The organism is Agromyces sp. Marseille-Q5079 (assembly GCF_051016555.1).
In the GTDB taxonomy this organism is placed as follows: domain Bacteria; phylum Actinomycetota; class Actinomycetes; order Actinomycetales; family Microbacteriaceae; genus Agromyces.
Genome location: NZ_JBPEJF010000010.1, coordinates 107,126 through 126,841 on the forward strand (window position 1 = coordinate 107,126; position 19,716 = coordinate 126,841).

Annotated in this window: 16 protein-coding genes; 5 read left to right on the forward strand and 11 right to left on the reverse strand. The window is 68.9% G+C overall.

Annotation, left to right across the window (positions count from 1 at the left end; genetic code table 11):
• Nucleotides 1–2: 2 nt before the first annotated feature.
• From tal to pgl, 5 genes are read left to right on the forward strand one after another with little or no spacing between them, the layout of a single operon-like run.
• A complete protein-coding gene (tal, locus tag ACR3IO_RS18180) occupies nt 3–1,118 on the forward strand; it encodes a transaldolase (protein WP_434072637.1) in 1,116 nt (371 codons plus the stop codon).
• Entirely contained in the window at nt 1,115–2,719 is a 1,605-nt protein-coding gene (locus ACR3IO_RS18185) for a glucose-6-phosphate isomerase (protein WP_434072638.1), read from the forward strand. Before tal ends, ACR3IO_RS18185 begins: the two co-directional genes overlap by 4 nt.
• A 16-nt stretch (nt 2,720–2,735) precedes the next feature.
• A complete protein-coding gene (gene zwf, locus ACR3IO_RS18190) occupies nt 2,736–4,277 on the forward strand; it encodes a glucose-6-phosphate dehydrogenase (protein WP_434072639.1) in 1,542 nt (513 codons plus the stop codon).
• A complete protein-coding gene (locus ACR3IO_RS18195) occupies nt 4,274–5,233 on the forward strand; it encodes a glucose-6-phosphate dehydrogenase assembly protein OpcA (protein WP_434072640.1) in 960 nt (319 codons plus the stop codon). Before zwf ends, ACR3IO_RS18195 begins: the two co-directional genes overlap by 4 nt.
• The gene (pgl, locus tag ACR3IO_RS18200) at nt 5,230–5,997 is read left to right on the forward strand and encodes a 6-phosphogluconolactonase (protein WP_434072641.1); all 768 of its coding nucleotides are present in this window, start codon (nt 5,230–5,232) and stop codon (nt 5,995–5,997) included. The genes ACR3IO_RS18195 and pgl overlap by 4 nt, the downstream gene beginning before the upstream one ends.
• An 83-nt stretch (nt 5,998–6,080) precedes the next feature.
• On the opposite strand, the gene ACR3IO_RS18205 is transcribed toward pgl, so the two are convergent.
• The 11 genes from ACR3IO_RS18205 to uvrB all read right to left on the reverse strand — a co-directional run bounded on the left by ACR3IO_RS18205 (nt 6,081) and on the right by uvrB (nt 19,687).
• Complete coding sequence (locus tag ACR3IO_RS18205) at nt 6,081–6,446, reverse strand: RNA polymerase-binding protein RbpA (protein ID WP_434072642.1); 366 nt, start codon at nt 6,444–6,446, stop codon at nt 6,081–6,083.
• A gap of 10 nt (nt 6,447–6,456) precedes the next feature.
• Entirely contained in the window at nt 6,457–6,714 is a 258-nt protein-coding gene (gene secG, locus ACR3IO_RS18210; protein WP_434072643.1) for a preprotein translocase subunit SecG, read from the reverse strand.
• Between the two features lie 106 nt (nt 6,715–6,820).
• Nucleotides 6,821–7,609, reverse strand: coding sequence for a triose-phosphate isomerase (gene tpiA / locus ACR3IO_RS18215; RefSeq protein WP_434072644.1), 789 nt, complete (start codon nt 7,607–7,609; stop codon nt 6,821–6,823).
• On the reverse strand, nt 7,600–8,814 hold the full coding sequence (locus ACR3IO_RS18220) for a phosphoglycerate kinase (RefSeq protein WP_434072645.1): 1,215 nt from the start codon (nt 8,812–8,814) through the stop codon (nt 7,600–7,602). The genes tpiA and ACR3IO_RS18220 overlap by 10 nt, the downstream gene beginning before the upstream one ends.
• 11 nt (nt 8,815–8,825) lie before the next feature.
• The gene (gap, locus tag ACR3IO_RS18225) at nt 8,826–9,830 is read right to left on the reverse strand and encodes a type I glyceraldehyde-3-phosphate dehydrogenase (protein ID WP_434072646.1); all 1,005 of its coding nucleotides are present in this window, start codon (nt 9,828–9,830) and stop codon (nt 8,826–8,828) included.
• Between the two features lie 95 nt (nt 9,831–9,925).
• Nucleotides 9,926–10,552, reverse strand: coding sequence for a superoxide dismutase (locus tag ACR3IO_RS18230; RefSeq protein ID WP_434072647.1), 627 nt, complete (start codon nt 10,550–10,552; stop codon nt 9,926–9,928).
• Nucleotides 10,553–10,741: 189 nt separating this feature from the next.
• Entirely contained in the window at nt 10,742–11,722 is a 981-nt protein-coding gene (gene whiA / locus ACR3IO_RS18235) for a DNA-binding protein WhiA (protein WP_434072648.1), read from the reverse strand.
• Between the two features lie 67 nt (nt 11,723–11,789).
• Entirely contained in the window at nt 11,790–12,665 is an 876-nt protein-coding gene (gene rapZ, locus ACR3IO_RS18240) for an RNase adapter RapZ (RefSeq protein WP_434072649.1), read from the reverse strand.
• Nucleotides 12,666–12,702: 37 nt separating this feature from the next.
• Complete coding sequence (gene uvrC, locus ACR3IO_RS18245) at nt 12,703–14,631, reverse strand: excinuclease ABC subunit UvrC (RefSeq protein WP_434072650.1); 1,929 nt, start codon at nt 14,629–14,631, stop codon at nt 12,703–12,705.
• A gap of 5 nt (nt 14,632–14,636) precedes the next feature.
• Entirely contained in the window at nt 14,637–17,528 is a 2,892-nt protein-coding gene (gene uvrA / locus ACR3IO_RS18250; protein ID WP_434072651.1) for an excinuclease ABC subunit UvrA, read from the reverse strand.
• Between the two features lie 92 nt (nt 17,529–17,620).
• A complete protein-coding gene (gene uvrB, locus ACR3IO_RS18255) occupies nt 17,621–19,687 on the reverse strand; it encodes an excinuclease ABC subunit UvrB (RefSeq protein WP_434072652.1) in 2,067 nt (688 codons plus the stop codon).
• Between the last annotated feature and the right edge of the window lie 29 nt (nt 19,688–19,716).

Consider the following 19,716-nt stretch of genomic DNA (forward strand, 5'->3'; position numbering starts at 1 on the left):
CCATGAGCACCACCACCACCCCCACCGCCGTCCTCTCCGCAGCCGGCGTCAGCATCTGGCTCGACGACCTGTCGCGCGAGCGCATCGCCTCGGGCGGACTCGAGAAGCTGATCGCCGATCGCGACGTCGTCGGCGTCACGACGAACCCCACGATCTTCGCCGGGGCGCTCACGAACGGCGCGGCGTACGCGGACCAGGTCTCGGCCCTCGCCGCGGCCGGAGCCGACGTCGACACGGCCGTCTTCGAGATCACGACCGACGACGTGCGCGCGGCATCCGACATCTTCCGCCCGGTGTACGACGCGAGCAACGGCTACGACGGCCGCGTCTCGATCGAGGTCGCGCCCGACCTCGCGCACGACACCGAGGGCACGATCGAGCAGGCCAAGGCGCTGTGGGCCAAGGTCGACCGCCCGAACGCGATGATCAAGATCCCCGCGACCGTCGAGGGACTGGCCGCCATCACCGCCGCGATCGGCGCCGGTATCAGCGTGAACGTCACCCTGATCTTCAGCCTCGACCGCTACCGCGCCGTCATCGACGCGTACCTCACCGGCCTCGAGCAGGCCAAGGCCGCAGGCATCGACCTCGGCACCATCCACTCGGTCGCCTCCTTCTTCGTGTCGCGCGTCGACACCGAGATCGACAAGAGGCTGACGGCGATCGGCACCGACGAGGCGCTCGCCCTCAAGAGCAAGGCCGGCATCGCCAACGCCCAGCTCGCCTATGAGCTCTTCGAGCAGGTCTTCGGCGGCGAGCGTGCCACCGCGCTCCTCGAGGCCGGCGCGAACCGCCAGCGCCCGCTCTGGGCGTCGACCGGCGTCAAGGACCCCGCGCTCCCCGACACGCTCTACGTGACCGAGCTCGTCGCCCAGGGCGTCGTCAACACCATGCCCGAGAAGACGCTCGAGGCGACGTTCGACCACGGCGTCATCGCCGGTGACACCGTCACCGTCGCCTACGCCGAGGCCGGTGCCGTGCTCGACGCGCTGGCCGCGGTCGGCGTCGACTACGACGACGTCACCGCGCTCCTCGAGCGCGAGGGCGTCGAGAAGTTCATCGTCTCGTGGCACGAACTGCTCGACACGGTCCGCGGCGCACTGGACTCCGCACGATGAGCTTCCGCATCGCGGTCAGCGGCGCAGCAGCCGACGCCGTCCGGGCCGCCGTTCCCGCACTCGTGGCCGACCTCGTCGCCAGCGGCATCACCGCGCAGGACGGTGCCCTCTGGGGCCCCGCCGCCGAGGAGGAGTCGACGAAGCGACTCGGCTGGACCGAGGCCGTCGCGATCTCCCGGCCCCTCGTGGCCGAGATCGAGGCGCTCCGCACCGAGCTGCACGCGGCGGGCGTCACGCACATCGCGCTGGCCGGCATGGGCGGCTCGTCGCTCGCTCCCGAGGTCATCACCAGGACCGCCCGCGTCGCCCTGACCGTGCTCGATTCCACCGAGCCCGGACAGGTCCGCGCCGCGCTCGCCGATCGGCTGGCCGAGACCGCGCTCGTCGTGTCGTCGAAGTCCGGCTCGACCGTCGAGACCGACAGCCAGCGCCGCGTCTACGAGCAGGCGTTCCGCGACGCCGGCATCGACCCGGTCTCGCGCATCGTCATCGTGACCGACCCCGGTTCGCCGCTCGACGAGTCCGCGCGTGCCGCCGGCTACCGCGTGTTCAACGCGGATCCGAACGTCGGCGGCCGCTATTCGGCGCTGACCGCGTTCGGCCTCGTGCCGTCCGGCCTCGCCGGCGTCGACATCTCCGAGATCCTCGACGAGGCCGAGACCATCGAGCTGTCGCTCGCGATCGACACGGAAGACAACCCGGGCCTCGTGCTCGGTGCGGCGATCGCCGCCACGAGCCCGCGCCGCGACAAGCTCGCGATCGTGGCCGACGGCACGCACATCGTCGGCTTCGCCGACTGGGCGGAGCAGCTCATCGCCGAGTCCACCGGCAAGGAGGGCACCGGCATCCTCCCGGTCGTCCTCGACGCGGATGCCCCCGAACTCGCCGCCGGCCTCGCCGACGTGCAGGTCGTGCGGCTCGTCGACGAGGCCGGCGACCAGATCCTCGTGGCCGACGGCACCGACGAGATCCGGGTCTCCGGCACGCTCGGCGCGCAGCTCCTCGTCTGGGAGTACGCCACCGCGGTCGCCGGTCGACTGCTCGGCATCAACCCGTTCGACCAGCCCGACGTCGAGTCCGCGAAGATCGCGGCACGAGGCCTCCTCGACGCGCGTCCCGAGCCGACGCCCGCCGCGTTCGTCGAGGCCGGCATCGAGGTCCGCGGCACCCCCGAGGTCATCGGTGCGTCGAGCGACCTCGCGTCCGCCATCGAGGTGCTCCTCGAGGAGCTGCCGGCCGACGGCTACCTCTCGGTCCAGGCCTACGTCGACCGCGTCGCGCACCCCGAGCTCGAGCAGCTCCGGAGCCGACTCGCCGCGAAGGCCGGCCGACCGGTCACCTTCGGATGGGGACCCCGGTTCCTGCACTCGACCGGCCAGTTCCACAAGGGCGGCCCCGCGGTCGGCGTGTTCCTGCAGATCACGCAGGCCGTCACCGAGGACCTCGAGATCCCCGATCGGCCGTTCACCTTCGGCCAGCTCATCGCCGCACAGGCGTCGGGCGACTCGAGCGTGCTCGCCGACCACGGTCGACCTGTGCTCACGCTCACGCTGACGGACCCCGCGACCGATCTCGCGGCGCTGTTCGACGCCATCGGCTGATCCAGGAAGGGTCCACATGCCTCCGGCACACATCTCCGCAACGGAGAACCCGCTGCGGTCCTCGAAGGACTACCGACTCAATCGCATCGCCGGTCCCTCCAGCCTCATCATCTTCGGCGTGACCGGCGACCTGTCGCGCAAGAAGCTGATGCCGGCCGTCTACGACCTGGCGAACCGCGGACTGCTCCCGCCGGGCTTCGCGCTCGTCGGATTCGCACGCCGAAACTGGGCCGACGAGGACTTCGAGCAGGTCGTCCACGACTCGGTGCGGCAGTACGCGCGCACCGAGTTCCGCGAAGACGTCTGGAAGCAGCTCGCACGCGGCATCCGCTTCGTGCAGGGCGACTTCGACGACGACGACGCGTTCGATCGTCTGCGCAAGGTCGTCGAGACCCTCGACACCGATCGCGGCACGATGGGCAACCACGCGTTCTACCTCTCGATCCCGCCGAAGTCCTTCCCGCTCGTCACCGAGCAGCTGAAGCGGTCGGGCCTGACCGAGCAGCGCGACTCCCAGTGGCGTCGCGTCGTCATCGAGAAGCCGTTCGGCTCCGATCTCAAGACGGCCCGCGAGCTGAACGACGTCGTCGCCTCGGTCTTCCCGCCCGACTCGGTGTTCCGCATCGACCACTACCTCGGCAAGGAGACGGTCCAGAACATCCTGGCCCTCCGCTTCGCGAACCAGCTCTACGAGCCCATCTGGAATGCGAACTTCGTCGACCACGTGCAGATCACGATGGCCGAGGACATCGGCGTCGGGGGCCGCGCGGGCTACTACGACGGCATCGGCGCGGCGCGCGACGTCATCCAGAACCACCTGCTCCAGCTGCTCGCGCTCACTGCCATGGAGGAGCCGATCTCGTTCGACGCCGCCGACCTGCGGTCGGAGAAGGAGAAGATCCTCGCGGCCGTCCGCCTTCCCGAGAACCTCGCCGAGGGCACGGCCCGCGGGCAGTACTCCGGCGGCTGGCAGGGCGGCGAGGAGGTCGTCGGCTTCCTCGACGAGGACGGCATGAACCCCGAGTCGCTCACCGAGACCTACGCGGCGATGAAGCTGACCATCGGCACCCGCCGATGGGCCGGAGTCCCGTTCTACCTTCGTGCGGGCAAGCGCCTCGGCCGTCGCGTCACCGAGATCGCCGTGGTGTTCAAGCGTGCACCGCAGCAGCTCTTCGCCGACAGCCAGACCTCGCAGCTCGGTGAGAACGCACTCGTCATCCGCGTGCAGCCCGACGAGGGCGTGACCATCCGGTTCGGCTCCAAGGTGCCCGGCGCGGGCATGCAGGTGCGCGACGTCACCATGGACTTCGGCTACGGCCACGCGTTCACCGAGGCGAGCCCCGAGGCGTACGAACGACTCATCCTCGACGTGCTCCTGGGCGACCCGCCCCTCTTCCCCCGCCAGGAGGAGGTCGAGCTCTCCTGGAAGATCCTCGACCCGATCGAGGAGTTCTGGTCCACGCAGGGCCAGCCCGAGCAGTACCGACCCGGCACGTGGGGCCCGGCATCCGCCGACGCCCTGCTCGCCCGCGACGGCCGAACCTGGAGGCGCCCGTGATCGTCGACCTTCCCGACACCACGACCAGCAAGGTGTCCAAGTCCCTCGTGAAGATCCGCGAGGAGAACGGCGTGGTCGCGCTCGGACGCGTACTCACCCTCGTCATCGCCGCGAACCCCGGCATCGAGGAGGAGGCGATCGAGGCCGCGAACGACGCGTCGCGCGAGCACCCGATGCGCGTCATCGTCGTGGCCACCGATCCCGACGAGCCGGCCGGAACCGCGCCGCGCCTCGACGCGGAGATCCGCGTCGGCGGCGATGCGGGCGCGAGCGAGGTCATCGTCCTGCGCGCGCAGGGCGCGGTCGCCCGTGACGAGGAGAGCCTCGTCATGGCGCTCCTGCTTCCCGATGCGCCGGTCGTGACGTGGTGGCCGGGCTCTGCGCCCGAGGTGCCCGGCACGTCGCCGCTGGGCCGCATCGCCCAGCGTCGCATCACGGATGCCTCGGCCCAGCCCGATCCTCAGGGCGCCCTGAAGTCCCTCGCCGAGAGCTACACCCCCGGCGACGCGGACTTCGCATGGACGCGGCTGACCTTGTGGCGCGCTCAGCTCGCCGCAGTGCTGGACCAGCCGCCGTACGAGGAGATCACCAGGGTGAGCGTCACGGGCGCCGTCGACTCCCCCTCGACGACCCTCCTCGCCGCCTGGCTCCGGCTCCAGCTGGACACGCCGACCGACTACGAGCTCACGCCCGTCGAAGAGGGCTCCCACGGCATCCACGGCGTACGGCTCGAACGCGCGAGCGGCATCGTCGAGCTCATCCGCGACGTCCCCGGCGTCGCGACGCTTCGTCAGCCCGGCCAGCCGTTGCACGACGTCGCGCTTCCGCGTCGCAATCTCCGCGACTGCCTGGCCGACGAGTTGCGCCGCCTCGACCCCGATGAACTGTACGGTGAGGTGATCAGGGGCGGCCTCGCGCTGCTCGGCACGACCGAGGGCGAAGGAGCCACCGCATGACCAACGAACGCCGCGTCCTCGTGCACCCCGACAAGGGTGCACTCGCGAGCTCGGTGTCCGCGCGGTTCATCACGAAGATGCTCGACATCCTCGACGACCAGCCGGTCGCGCACGTCGTGCTGACCGGCGGGTCGATGGCCGGCGCGGTCCTCTCGTCGGTGGCGGCATCGCCGGCTCGAACCAGCATCGACTGGTCGCGCGTGCACTTCTGGTGGGGTGACGAGCGTTGGCTCCCCGCCGGTGACGCGGACCGCAACGACCGCGTGGCCGACGACGCGTTGCTCGACGACCTCGACCTGCCGGCAGCCAACGTGCATCGTTTCGCGGCATCCGACGCGGGCCTCAGCCTCGACGAGGCCGCCGACGCGTATGCGAAGGAGCTCGCGGCGCATGGCGACGGCGAAGACGCGCCGGCCTTCGACATCACGTTCCTCGGTGTCGGGCCCGACGGGCACATCGCGTCGCTGTTCCCGCATCGTTCCGGCATCCAGGTGACCGACCGTCCGGTGATCGCGGTCCGCAACTCACCGAAGCCGCCGCCCGAGCGCCTGAGCCTCACGCGCCCGGTCATCAACGCGTCCCAGCGCATCTGGCTCGTGCTGGCCGGAGCCGACAAGGCGTCCGCGCTCGGGCTCGCGCTGGCGGGGGCGAGTCGTGACGAGGTTCCAGTCGCCGGCATCAAGGGCCGTCGCCGCACGGTGTTCTTCGTCGACTCGGATGCCGCAGCCGAGGTTCCGGAGGAACTCATCGCGCGCGACTACTGAGTCGACCGTACGACGAAGGGGCGAGCCTTGCGGCTCGCCCCTTCGTCGTATGCGCGGCATCCGGTCAGGGACACCACGACGGATCAGTCCTTGGGTGCCTGCCCACGGCGGGTGCGCAGCTGCGTGAGTGCCTCGTCGAGCAGCGCTGCGGCCTCCTCGTCGGAGCGACGCTCCTTCACGTAGGCGAGGTGCGTCTTGTACGGCTCGAGCTTGGAGACCGACGGCGGGTTCTCCTTGTCGCGACCCGCGGGAAGTCCCGTCGACGGGCTGTCGATCGTCTCGGGGATCTCCTCTGCGGGCAGGTTCGCGGCGAAGTACCGCACCGTCTCGTTTCCCTGCGCGTCCCAGTAGCTCACCGCAACGCGGTCGGCGTGGAAGCCTCGGTCCTGTTCGCCCATGGGGCCCGCGCCGACGCGCGAGCCACGGATGGCGCTATTGCCTGATGCCATGGTGTTCCCGTCAGAGTCCGAGGCCGCTGTCGAACTTGGTGATGAGTCCGAGCACCACGATGCACGTCACCCACACCAGTCCGAGGATCACGGTGATGCGATTGAGGTTGCGCTCGGCGACACCGGAGGCTCCGAGGCTGGACGTGACGCCGCCGCCGAACATGTCGGACAGACCGCCGCCGCGGCCCTTGTGCAGCAGGATGAGCAGCGTCAGCAGGAGGCTCGTGATACCGAGCAGCACCTGCAGGACGACCTGGAGAATCTCCACGGTGAACCTTTCCGGGCACGACAGAGGGGGTCGGTGCCGACAATCGAGTATAGCGGGCGGAACGCGGCGGGGCCGGAAGCACGCGCTCCCGGCCCCGCCGTGGTGTTCACGCGCCGACGTGCTTCTTGAATCGGACGATGCTGGAGAACTCGTCGATGTCGAGGCTCGCACCGCCGACGAGGGCGCCGTCGACGTTGGGCTCGCGGAGGAAGGAGGCGATGTTCGCCGCCTTCACCGAGCCGCCGTAGAGGATGCGCGTGGCATCCGCGACGTCGTCGCCGAAGAGTTCTCGCAGGACGACGCGGAGCGCCTCGCAGACCTGTTCCGCCTGCTGCGGCGTCGCGGCCTGCCCGGACCCGATGGCCCAGACCGGCTCGTAGGCGACGACGAGTCCCTTCGACGCGTCGACGCCGTCGAGCGCCGCCTTCAGCTGCGCGACGGGAACCGCGCTCGGGCCGTGCGCCTCGAGGTCCTCCGCGGTCTCGCCCACGCACACCACGGGCACGATGCCGTGGCGGTGCGACGCGAGGACCTTGGCGTTGATGTCGGCATCGGTCTCTCCGTGCAGCGTGCGCCGCTCGGAGTGTCCGACGATCACGTACGCGCAGTCGAGCTTCGCGAGGAACGCGCCGGAGATCTCACCGGTGTACGCCCCTGAGTCGTGAGCCGAGACGTCCTGGGCGCCGTAGGCGATCGGGAGCGAATCGGCCGAGACGAGGGTCTGCACCGAGCGGATGTCGGTGAACGGCGGGAACACCGCGACCTCGGCGTCGGCCGGGTCGTGCTTCGCGTCGGCCAACGACCAGGCGAGCTTCTGCACGAAGGCGATCGACTGCAGGTGGTCGAGGTTCATCTTCCAGTTGCCCGCGATGAACGGGGTACGCTTCACTGCCATCCGAGGACCTCCAGTCCGGGAAGTTTCTTGCCCTCGAGGAACTCGAGGCTTGCGCCGCCGCCGGTCGAGATGTGTCCGAACTGGTCGTCGGCGAACCCGAGCTGGCGCACGGCCGCCGCGGAGTCGCCGCCGCCGACGACGCTGAGGCCGTCGACCTCGGTGAGCGCCTGCGCGACCGCGCGAGTGCCCGCCGCGAACGGCGCGAGCTCGAACACGCCCATCGGGCCGTTCCAGAACACCGTCTTCGACGAGCGGATGTGCTCGGCGAATGCTGCCGCCGTCTCGGGCCCGATGTCGAGGCCGAGGCCGGAGGAACCGAATGGGGTGTCCTCGATGGCATCGGCTGCCGTGACCACGTGCTCGGCATCGGCCGAGAACGACGCGGCCACGACGACATCCGTCGGAAGCACGATCTTGACGCCGCGTTCGGCCGCTTCGGCGAGGTAGCCCTTCACGGTCTCGATCTGGTCGGCCTCGAGCAGGCTCGAGCCGACCTCGTGACCCTGGGCCGCGAGGAAGGTGAAGAGCATGCCGCCGCCGATGAGCAGCGTGTCGACCCGGGGAAGCAGGTGCGCGATGACGCCGAGCTTGTCGGACACCTTCGAGCCGCCGAGGACGACCGCGTAGGGACGCTCCGGCTTCTCGGTGAGGCGGTCGAGCACGTCGAGTTCGGACGCGATCAGCAGGCCGGCCGCGCTCGGACGGAGCTCTTCGAGCTCGAACACGCTGGCCTGCTTGCGGTGGACCACGCCGAAACCGTCGGAGACCACCTTGTCGGCGAACCCGGCGAGCTCGCCGGCGAACGCGGTGCGCTCCGCCTCGTTCTTCGAGGTCTCCCCCGGGTTGAACCGAAGGTTCTCGAGCACCAGGATCTCGCCGTCGCCGAGTGCGGCGACCTTCGCGGTCGCGTCGGGCCCGACGGTGTCGGACGCGAAGCCGACCGGGACGTCGACGAGCTCGCCGAGGCGCGCCGCGACGGGGGCCAGGCTGTATCTCGCGTCGGGAGCGCCCTCGGGGCGGCCGAGGTGCGAGACCACGACCACCTTGGCACCCTGATCGGTCAGCGCGGTGAGTGTCGGCAGCGACGCCCGAACACGACCGTCGTCCGTGATGACCCCGTCCTTGAGAGGAACGTTGAGGTCACAACGGACGACGATGCGTGTACCGGCGAGCGAACCGAGGCTTTCGATCGTTCGCAGGGTCACGATGACTCGATTCAGAGACGTTCGGCGACGTACTCGGTCAGGTCGACGAGGCGGTTGGAGTAACCCCACTCGTTGTCGTACCAGCTCGAGAGCTTCACCTGGTTGCCGATGACGCGCACGAGTCCGGCGTCGAAGATCGACGAGTGCGGGTCGGTCACGATGTCGCTGGAGACGATGTCGTCTTCGGTGTACTTGAGGATGCCCTTCATGGGGCCCTCGGCGGCAGCCTTGTACGCCGCCTTGATCTCGTCGACCGTGACCGGGTTCTTGGTGGTCACCGTGAGGTCGGTGATCGAACCGGTGGGAACCGGCACGCGGAGCGCGAAGCCGTCGAGCTTGCCGATGAGCTCGGGGAGCACGAGACCGATCGCCTTCGCCGCACCGGTCGAGGTGGGAACGATGTTGATCGCTGCGGCGCGGGCGCGGCGGAGGTCCTTGTGCGGGCCGTCCTGCAGGTTCTGGTCTGCCGTGTAGGCGTGAACCGTCGTCATGAGGCCGTGCTCGATGCCGAACGTGTCGTTGAAGACCTTCGCGAGCGGGGCGAGGCAGTTCGTGGTGCACGACGCGTTCGAGATGATGTGGTGCGTGGCGGGGTCGTACTCGTGCTCGTTGACGCCCATGACGAACGTGGCGTCCTCGTCGGTCGCGGGAGCCGAGATGAGCACCTTCTTGGCACCGGCCTCGATGTGCTTGCGGGCGTCGGCGGCCTTGGTGAAGAAGCCGGTCGACTCGATGACGATGTCGACGCCGAGCTCGCCCCACGGGAGGTTCGCGGGGTCGCGCTCCGCGAAGGCCTTGATGGCGGTGCCGTTGACGATGATGTTGTCGTCGTCGTAGTCGACGGTCGCGTCGAGTCGGCCCGTGATGGAGTCGTACTTGAGCAGGTGCGCGAGCGTCTTGTTGTCGGTGAGGTCGTTGACCGCAACGATCTCGATGTCTGCGCCCTGGGCGAGTGCAGCGCGGAAGTAATTGCGGCCGATGCGGCCGAAGCCGTTGATGCCGATCTTTACAGACACGGATGTCTCCTGAATTGACGGTGCGCACGTGCGCGGTTTTTGGGAATGATCGGACGGCGGTGTCCCCGGGCGGCACCCGAGGACACCGCCAACGATTACGACAGTAGCAGCAGCCCTGAGGTCTTCTCGTTTGCTGCGGCGAAGCGCTTCTGCACGTTGTCCCAGTTCGCGATGCTCCAGAACGCCTTCACGTAGTCGGCCCGCACATTGCGGTAGTCGAGGTAGTAGGCGTGCTCCCAGACGTCGAGCATGAGCAGCGGGAGGATGCCGGCCGGGAGGTTGCCCTGCTGGTCGAAGAACTGCACGATGATCAGGCGCTGGCCGAGCGTGTCCCACGCGAGGACGGCCCATCCGGAGCCCTGCACGCCGAGCGCGGTCGCGGTGAAGTGCGCCTGGAACTTGTCGAACGAACCGAACTGGTCGTCGATCGCGGCGGCGAGGTCGCCGGTCGGCTTGTCGCCGCCGTCGGGCGAGAGGTTCGTCCAGAAGATCGAGTGGTTCACGTGGCCGCCGAGGTTGAACGCGAGGTCCTTCTCGAGCTTGTTCACGTTGGCGAGGTTGCCCGTCTCGCGCGCCTCGGCGAGCTGTGCGAGCGCGGTGTTCGCACCCGTCACGTATGCCTGGTGGTGCTTCGAGTGGTGCAGCTCCATGATCGTGCCGCTGATCGCCGGCTCGAGTGCCGCGTAGTCGTAGGCGAGATCGGGGAGGGTGTAGTCAGCCATTGCTTCTCCTTGTCAGATGCCGGGCGTTCCGGGCCTCTGCCCGGTGTTCCGCGGCTGCGCATTCGAGTCTATGCCCGCCACCGGGCGTCGTGCTCGGGGGTTGACGCCGGATGACGTGCCGCCGAGGGCAGCACGGCACGACGGATGCCGGGGCATCCGTCATCGGCGCAGCGCCTGCCTCGGGAGGGCTCAGACGTCGTCGAGATCGGCCGGGAGGCTGGCCTCGGTGCCCGGCACGCCGAGCGCGGCCGCGCGGTTGTCGGCCATCGCCAGCAGGCGGCGGATGCGGCCCGCGACGGCGTCCTTCGTCATGGGCGGGTCGGCGTGGTGGCCCAGCTCGTCGAGGCTGGCCTCGCGGTGGGCGAGGCGGAGTTCGCCGGCGTACTTCAGGTGATCGGGGATGTCATCGCCCAGCAGTTCCATCGCCCGTTGGACGCGTGCACACGCGGCGACCGCGGCCTGGGCCGAACGTCGCAGGTTCGCGTCGTCGAAGTTCACGAGGCGGTTGGCCGTCGCGCGGACCTCTCGACGTTGGCGCAGTTCCTCCCAGTTGCGCACCGTGGAGCTGGCGCCCATGAGCGAGAGCATCGCGCTGATCGCCTCGCCGTCGCGGATGACGACGCGGTGCACGCCGCGCACCTCGCGCGCCTTCGCGGAGATGCCGAGCCGTCCGGCCGCGCCGACGAGGGCCATGGCCGTCTCGTTGCCGGGGCAGGTGATCTCCAGTGCCGCCGATCGACCGGGATCGGTCAGGCTCCCGTGGGCCAGGAACGCACCGCGCCAGACCGCGGCGACCTCGTCGCGCGAACCGGTCGTCAGCTTGTTCGGAAGCCCCCGCACGGGGCGACGTCGAGCATCGAGCAGGCCCGTCTGGCGTGCGAGCGTCTCGCCGCCCTCGATGACGCGGAGCAGGAACTGGTTCGTGCGCCGGATGCCGGACGGCGCGATGACCGAGACGTCGGGTCGAACGCCGTAGAGCTCGCCGAGGTCCTTCGTGACCCGCTTCGCAGTGGTCGGGGAGTCGAGCTCGGCCTCGATCGCGATGCGACTCGAGATGATGTGCAGTCCCCCGGCGAAGCGCAGCACCGACGCGAGCTCAGCCGCTCGGACGCTGGTCTTGGACACCTCGACGCGCGCGAGCTCTTCTTTCACATCCGCGGTCAATGCCACCTCGTGATCCTTCCTCTGGGTGTGTGGGGCCCTCGCCCCGGAAAACGCTGATCCTGGGTGGGCCGGCTCATTCGCGACCGAGGTCGCGATGGCGCAGGCTCACGGCGATGCCGGGCACACCGGCGAGGCGGTCGGCGAGCTCCCGCACGACGGCGACCGAGCGGTGCTTGCCACCGGTGCATCCGACCGCGATGGTGGCGTGGCCCTTGTTCTCGCGCTGGTATCCGGCCAGCACCGGGGTGAGCGCCGTGACATAGGCGTCGATGAACTCCCGAGCGCCCTCCTGCGCGAGCACGAAGTCGGACACGGCCGGGTCCTCGCCGGTCAGGTTCCGCAGCTCCGAGACCCAGAACGGGTTCGGCAGGAAGCGGGCGTCGGCCACGAGGTCGGCATCCGTCGGCAGCCCGTACTTGAATCCGAAGCTCAGGAGCGTGACCTGCACCCCGGCGCGTCCGGCCTCGGCGAAGGTCGCGGTGATGAGGTTCGCGAGCTGGTGGATGTTCAACTCGGACGTGTCGACGACGAGGTCGGCCGCTTCGCGCAGCTCGGCCAGGCGCGAGCGCTCGGCGCCGATGCCGTCGAGCAGGGTGCCGGTGCCCTGCAGCGGGTGCGGGCGCCGGACGGCCTCGAAGCGACGCACGAGCACGGCGTCGGTGGCATCGAGGAACACGACGCGAACGTTCACGCCGGTTCTCAGGGCCTGGATGATCTCGCGCAGTTCGGCGAAGAAGTCGCGCCCGCGAATGTCGACGACGGCGGCGATGCGCGGCAGGGATGCGCCGGCTCGCTCGACCAGGTCGACGAGGGGCCGCAGCATCTGCGGCGGGAGGTTGTCGACCACGTACCACCCGAGGTCTTCGAGGGCGTTGCCGACGGTCGAGCGCCCGGCACCCGACATGCCGGTGACGATCAACATCTCCTGGTGCTCGAACTCGGTCGCCATCGTCTCGGTTCCCCTTCCGCGCACTCGACACCCCAGCCTACCCGGCTTGCGATCCCGCTCCGGAGCGAAGATGGCCGTGCACGACCAGCGCGAGCGTCGGGCCGAAGCCGTCGACGCCCGAGATCTCGTCGACGGATGCCTGGCGCAGGCGCTTCACCGACCCGAAGTGGCGCAGCAGCACCTTGATGCGGGTGGGGCCGAGTCCGGGGATCTCGGCGAGCACCGAGGAGATGTCTCGCTTGCGCCGCTGGCGCTGGTGCGTGATCGCGAAGCGGTGCGCCTCGTCGCGGACCCGCTGGAAGAGGAACAGCGCATCGCTGTTGCGCGGGAGGATGACGGGATAGTCGGCGTCGGGGGTCCAGATCTCCTCGAGTCGCTTCGCGATGCCGCAGAGGTAGATGCCCTCGACGCCCGACTCCTCGAGGGCTCGGGCCGCGGCCTCGACCTGCGGCTGGCCGCCGTCGACGACGAGGAGGTTCGGGCGGTACGAGAACTTCGAACGCCGGGTCGATCCCGGCTCCGTGGTTTCGGCCTCGATCGTCGTCGAGGAGGGGTCGCCCGCGGCCCGCCCCTCCCCCGGTTCGGCGCCCGTCAGGTATGCGAGCCGCCTTGTGAGGACCTGGTGGATCGAGTCGGTGTCGTCGGTCGACTCCGCGACGGTGAAGCGGCGGTACTCGTCCTTTCGGGGCAGGCCGTCTTCGAAGACGACCATCGACGCGACGATGTTCGTGCCGCTCAGGTGCGACACGTCGAAGCATTCGATGCGGAGGGGCGCATCGGCCATGCCGAGCGCTTCCTGGATGTCTTCGAGGGCTCGCGACCGGGTCGTGAAATCTGCGCTGCGACGGGTCTTGTAGAGCATGAGGGACTGCTTCGCGTTCTGCGTCGCCGTCGCGAGGAGCGCCGCCTTGTCGCCGCGTTGCGCCGCCTTCAGGCGGACCTTGCGCTCGGCGCGTTCGCTCAGCCAGGTCTGGAGCGCGTCGGCGTCGTCGGGAAGCTCTGGGACGATGACCTCGCGCCCCGGTCGCAGGTCGGCCCCATACGCGTTCTGCACGACGGAGTCGACGAGCTCGCCGAGCGGAAGGTCGAGCTCCTTGTCGACGGTCCAGGAGTGGACGCCGCGGACGCGACCGCCCCGAACGACGAACATCTGGACCGCGGCGGCCAGCTCGTCGTGCTCGATGCCGAACACGTCGACATCGACGTCGTCGCGCAGCACGACGGCGCTCTTCTCGAAGAACTGCGTCGCCGCCTGCAGCTGGTCGCGCCGACGGGCGGCGGTCTCGAACTCGAGGCGAGCGGATGCCTCGAGCATCTGGTGCGAGAGCTCGTCGAGGATGCGACGGTCCTGGTTCGTCATGAAGGCGACGAAGCGGTCGACGTTGGCGCGGTGCTCCTCGATGGTCACGGTGCCGGAGCAGGGGCCGAAGCAGCGCCCGATCTGGCCGGCGAAGCACGGCCGGCCGGAGGCGATCGCCCGCCGGTAGTCGGAGTCCTTGCAGGTGCGGATGGGGAACAGCTTCAACAGCAGCTCGAGGGTCTCGTTGACCGCCCAGACCTTGGGGTACGGCCCGAAGTATCGCGCCCCGGGGATTCCGCTGCGCCGGGTCACGATCGCGCGTGGCGCCTCGTCGGCCAGGGTGACGGCGAGGTACGGGTACGACTTGTCGTCACGGTACTTGACGTTGAACGGCGGGTCGAACTCCTTGATCCACGTGTACTCGAGTTGCAGCGCCTCCACGTCGTTGCCGACCACGGTCCATTCGACGGACGAGGCCGTGGTGACCATGCGCCGCGTTCGCTCGTGCAGCGTGCGCAGCGGGGCGAAGTAGTTCGAGAGCCGTGCGCGGAGGTTCTTCGCCTTGCCCACGTACAGCACGCGACGATCCGCGTCGCGGAATCGATAGACACCGGGATCGGTCGGGATCTCCCCCGCCTTCGGGCGGTACGGCAGCGCGTCGCTCATCGAGGTCAGCTGGCGACGTCGACTCGCGTCGTCGCGGCGTCGAAGATCTCGCGGAGGAACATGCCCGTGTGGCTCTCGGTGACCGCGGCGACATCTTCGGGCGTGCCCGTGGCGACGACCTGTCCGCCGCCCGAGCCGCCCTCGGGACCGAGGTCGATGACCCAGTCGGCCGACTTGATCACGTCGAGGCTGTGCTCGATCACGATGACCGTGTTGCCCTTGTCGACGAGCTTGCCGAGCACCTTCAGCAACTTGCGGACGTCTTCGAAGTGCAGGCCGGTGGTCGGCTCGTCGAGCACGTAGACGCTGCGCCCGTTGGAGCGACGCTGCAGTTCGGTGGCGAGCTTCACGCGCTGCGCCTCGCCGCCCGACAGCGTCGTCGCGCTCTGCCCGAGCTGAACGTACCCGAGTCCCACGTCGACGAGCGTCTTGAGGTAGCGATGGATCGCGGAGATCGGCTCGAAGAACTCGGCTGCCTCGCTGATGGGCATCTCGAGCACCTCGGCGATGTTCTTGCCCTTGTAGTGCACCTGGAGCGTCTCGCGGTTGTACCGCTGGCCGCCGCAGACCTCGCACGCGACGTACACGTCGGGAAGGAAGTTCATCTCGATCTTGATCGTGCCGTCGCCCGAACAGGCCTCGCAGCGACCGCCCTTGACGTTGAAGCTGAACCGGCCGGGCAGGTACCCGCGGGCCTTCGCCTCGGTCGTCTCGGAGAAGAGCGTACGGATGCGGTCGAAGACGCCCGTGTACGTCGCCGGGTTCGATCGCGGTGTACGCCCGATCGGCGCCTGGTCGACGTGCACGACCTTGTCGAGCTGGTCGAGCCCGGTCACGCGACGGTGCTTTCCGGGGAGCTTGCGCGCCCCATTCAACCGGTTGGCGAGCACCCGGTAGAGGATGTCGTTCACGAGCGACGACTTGCCCGACCCGCTGACGCCGGTGACCGCCGTGAACACGCCGAGCGGGAAGTCGACGTCGACGCCGCGCAGGTTGTTCGCCGCGGCGCCGTGCACCGAGATCACACGCTCGGGATCGATCGGCCGGCGCGTCTCGGGGGTCGAGATCTCCTTGCGGCCGGACAGGTAGTCGCCGGTGAGCGAACGCGTGTTCGCCAGGAGGTCCTCGTAGCTGCCGGAGTGCACGACCGTTCCGCCGTTGACGCCGGCCCCGGGGCCGATGTCGACGATCCAGTCCGCCGTGCGGATGGTGTCCTCGTCGTGCTCGACGACGATCAGCGTGTTGCCCAGGTCGCGCAACGCGACGAGGGTGTCGATGAGTCGGCGATTGTCGCGCTGGTGCAGTCCGATGCTCGGCTCGTCGAGCACGTAGAGCACCCCGGTGAGTCCGGAGCCGATCTGCGTCGCGAGCCGGATGCGCTGCGCCTCGCCACCCGACAGCGTCGCGGCGGCCCGAGCGAGGTCGAGGTAGCTGAGTCCGACGCGGATGAGGAAGTCGAGCCGGAGCTTGATCTCGCGCAGCACCTGGGCCGCGATCGCCTGCTCGCGATCGGTGAGTTCGAGGCGGTCCATGAAGGCGCGTGCGTCGGTGAGGCTGAGCAGACCGACGTCGGCGATGCTCGCATCGTGGATCAGCACCGAGAGGACCTCGGGCTTCAGGCGCTTGCCGCCGCAGACGGAGCACGGCACCTCGCGCAAGTACTCGGACCACCGCACGCGCTGCGCGTCGGTCTCGGCCTGGAGGTACTGCCGCTCGATGTACGGAACCACGCCCTCGAACCCCGACGTGTAGCTCATCTCGCGGCCGTAGCGGTTTCGCCACTTGACCTTGACCTCGAAGTTGTCGCCGCGCAGCACTGCGGCCTGGGCCGCGCCGTCGAGCTCCTGCCACGGGGTGTCGAGCGAGAAGTCGAGGTCACGGGAGAGGCCCAGGAGGAGTTTCTCGTAGTAGTTGTAGAGGCTCTTGCCCTGCGAGGTCCAGGGGATGATGACGCCCTCGGCGATGCTGAGCGCCGGATCGCCGAGCAGGAGGTCTTCGTCGACGGCCATGCGCGTGCCGAGGCCGGAGCATTCGGGGCAGGCGCCGAACGGCGCATTGAACGAGAAGGTGCGCGGCTCGATCTCGGTGAGCTGGATCGGGTGCTGGTTGGGGCACGAGAGCTTCTCGGAGAACGTCTCCCAGGCGTCGGGGCCGGTCTCGTCGACGTAGTTGATCTGCACGAGCCCGTCGGTCAGCCGCAGCGCGGTCTCGAGCGAGTCCGTGAGGCGCCCGAGCACGTCGGGGCCCGCCACGAGGCGGTCGACGACGACGGCGATGTCGTGCTTGATCTGCTTCTTGAGCTTCGGCGGCTCGTCGAGGCGGATCAGCTCGCCGTCGACGACGGCACGCGAGTAGCCGCCGGCGGCGAGTTCGCGGAAGAGGTCGACGAACTCGCCCTTCTTCTGGGAGACGACCGGGCTCAGCACCTGGAATCGCGTGCCCTGCTCGAGCTGCATGAGCTGATCGGCGATCTGCTGGACGGTCTGGCGCTGGATGCGCTCACCGCAGACGGGGCAGTGCGGCACGCCGATGCGCGCCCACAGCAGTCGCATGTAGTCGTAGATCTCGGTGATCGTGCCGACGGTGGAGCGGGGGTTGCGGTTCGTCGACTTCTGGTCGATCGAGACCGCCGGGCTCAGGCCCTCGATGAAGTCGACATCGGGACGGTCGACCTGTCCGAGGAACTGGCGAGCGTAGGCCGACAGCGACTCGACGTAGCGGCGCTGCCCCTCGGCGAAGATCGTGTCGAACGCGAGCGAGGACTTGCCCGAACCCGAGAGGCCCGTGAACACGACCATGGCGTCACGAGGAATCTCGACGTCGACGTCTTGGAGGTTGTGTACGCGAGCACCGCGGACACTCAGGCGCGAATGGGCATCGAGACGTGAAACTGGCACCCTTCGAGTCTAAGGACGACCACCGACACGGATGCCGCGACGGCGCGTGCTCTGAGCGAACATATGTTCGATCAGCCGTGCGGTCGCCTCGGTCAGCCCAGGTGCCCGGCCTTCTCCATCTGCCGGAGTTCTCGCTTGAGCTCGGACACCTCGTCGCGCAACCGGGCCGCGAGCTCGAACTTCAGCTCCCCCGCGGCGACGAGCATCTGGTCGTTGAGGTCGCGGATCAGCTCTTCGAGGTCGTTCGCGCCCTCGGCGGCGATGCCCTCGCGTCGGAGGTTCGGCACCGGCGACTTCTTGCGGGCAGCGCGGCCCGCCAGCAGCGCAGCCGTATCGGCCTCCTCGCGGGCCAGCACATCGGTGATGTCGGCGATGCGCTTGCGCAACGGCGTCGGGTCGATGCCGTTGACACGGTTGTACTCGAGTTGCCGCTCACGGCGCCGGTCGGTCTCGTCGATGGCGGACCGCATCGAATCGGTGAGCACGTCGGCGTACATGTGCACCTCGCCCGAGACGTTGCGGGCGGCACGGCCGATGGTCTGGATGAGCGAGGTCGACGACCGGAGGAAGCCCTCCTTGTCGGCGTCGAGGATCGCCACGAGCGACACCTCGGGAAGGTCGAGCCCCTCACGGAGGAGGTTGATGCCGACCAGCACGTCGTAGACCCCGGCGCGCAGCTCTGTGAGCAGCTCGACGCGACGGAGCGTGTCGACATCCGAGTGGAGATAGCGGACCCGGACGCCGGCCTCGGTGAGGTAGTCGGTGAGCTCCTCGGCCATGCGCTTCGTGAGGGTCGTGACGAGGACGCGCTCGTCGCGCTCGGCCCGCAGCCGGATCTCCTCGAGCAGGTCGTCGATCTGGCCCTTCGACGGCTTCACCACGATCTGCGGGTCGACGAGCCCGGTCGGGCGGATGATCTGCTCCACCACGCCGTCGGCGATGCCCATCTCGTATCGGCCGGGGGTCGCGGAGAGGTACACCTTCTGCCCGACCCGGTTCTTGAACTCGTCCCACTTCAGCGGGCGGTTGTCGAGGGCGCTCGGCAGCCGGAACCCGTGCTCGACGAGCGTACGCTTGCGCGAGGAGTCGCCCTCGTACATGGCCCCGATCTGCGGCACCGTGACGTGCGACTCGTCGATGACGACGAGGAAGTCGTCGGCGAAGTAGTCGAGCAGGCAGTGCGGGGCCTCCCCGGGGGCTCGCCCGTCGATGTGCCTGGAGTAGTTCTCGATGCCGGAGCAGAACCCGATCTGCTCCATCATCTCGAGGTCGAAGGTGGTGCGCATGCGGAGCCGTTGCGCCTCGAGCAGCTTTCCCTCGCGCTCGAGCTCGGCGAGGCGCTCCTCGAGCTCGATGCGAATGGTGCCGATGGCCCGTTGCATGACGTCGGTGCTCGCGACGTAGTGCGAACCGGGGAACACCGGAACCGCGTCGAGCTTCGCGACGACCTGGCCGGTGAGCGGATGCAGGCTGTAGAGCGCCTCGATCTCGTCGCCGAACATCTCGATGCGGATCGCGAGCTCCTCGTACACCGGGATGATCTCGATCGTGTCGCCGCGCACGCGGAACGTGCCGCGCGTGAACTCGACGTCGTTGCGCTGGTACTGCATCGACACGAACTTGCGGATGAGCCAGTCGCGATCGACCTGCTGCCCCACCTGCAGCGGCATCATCGCCTTCAGGTACTCCTCGGGCGTGCCGAGGCCGTAGATGCACGACACGGTGGAGACGACCACCACGTCTCGGCGGCTCAGCAGCGAGTTCGTCGTGGAGTGACGGAGTCGCTCGACCTCGGCGTTGACCGAGGAGTCCTTCTCGATGAAGGTGTCGGTCTGGGGGACGTACGCCTCGGGCTGGTAGTAGTCGTAGTAGGAGACGAAGTACTCGATCGCGTTGTTCGGCATGAGTTCGCGGAACTCGTTCACGAGTTGCGCCGCCAGCGTCTTGTTGTGCGCGAGCACCAGCGTCGGCCGTTGCACCTGCTCGATGAGCCAGGCGGTCGTGGCCGACTTGCCCGTGCCGGTCGCACCGAGGAGCACGACGTCGGTCTCGCCGGCGTTGATGCGACCCGCGAGTTCGGCGATCGCCGTGGGCTGGTCGCCGCTCGGCACGTACTCGCTGACGACCTCGAACGGACGGACGGATCGTGTGGCCTGCATGCGTTCCAGTCTAGATTCGACCGCCGACA

Bases quoted from the DNA above. Each gene is read 5' to 3' on its own strand.
- tal (WP_434072637.1), top strand. From the start codon at position 3: ATGAGCACCACCACCACCCCCACCGCCGTCCTCTCCGCAGCCGGCGTC.
- ACR3IO_RS18185 (WP_434072638.1), top strand. From the start codon at position 1,115: ATGAGCTTCCGCATCGCGGTCAGCGGCGCAGCAGCCGACGCCGTCCGG.
- zwf (WP_434072639.1), top strand. From the start codon at position 2,736: ATGCCTCCGGCACACATCTCCGCAACGGAGAACCCGCTGCGGTCCTCG.
- pgl (WP_434072641.1), top strand. From the start codon at position 5,230: ATGACCAACGAACGCCGCGTCCTCGTGCACCCCGACAAGGGTGCACTC.
- ACR3IO_RS18205 (WP_434072642.1), bottom strand. From the start codon at position 6,446: ATGGCATCAGGCAATAGCGCCATCCGTGGCTCGCGCGTCGGCGCGGGC.
- tpiA (WP_434072644.1), bottom strand. From the start codon at position 7,609: ATGGCAGTGAAGCGTACCCCGTTCATCGCGGGCAACTGGAAGATGAAC.
- ACR3IO_RS18230 (WP_434072647.1), bottom strand. From the start codon at position 10,552: ATGGCTGACTACACCCTCCCCGATCTCGCCTACGACTACGCGGCACTC.
- rapZ (WP_434072649.1), bottom strand. From the start codon at position 12,665: ATGGCGACCGAGTTCGAGCACCAGGAGATGTTGATCGTCACCGGCATG.
- uvrC (WP_434072650.1), bottom strand. From the start codon at position 14,631: ATGAGCGACGCGCTGCCGTACCGCCCGAAGGCGGGGGAGATCCCGACC.
- uvrB (WP_434072652.1), bottom strand. From the start codon at position 19,687: ATGCAGGCCACACGATCCGTCCGTCCGTTCGAGGTCGTCAGCGAGTAC.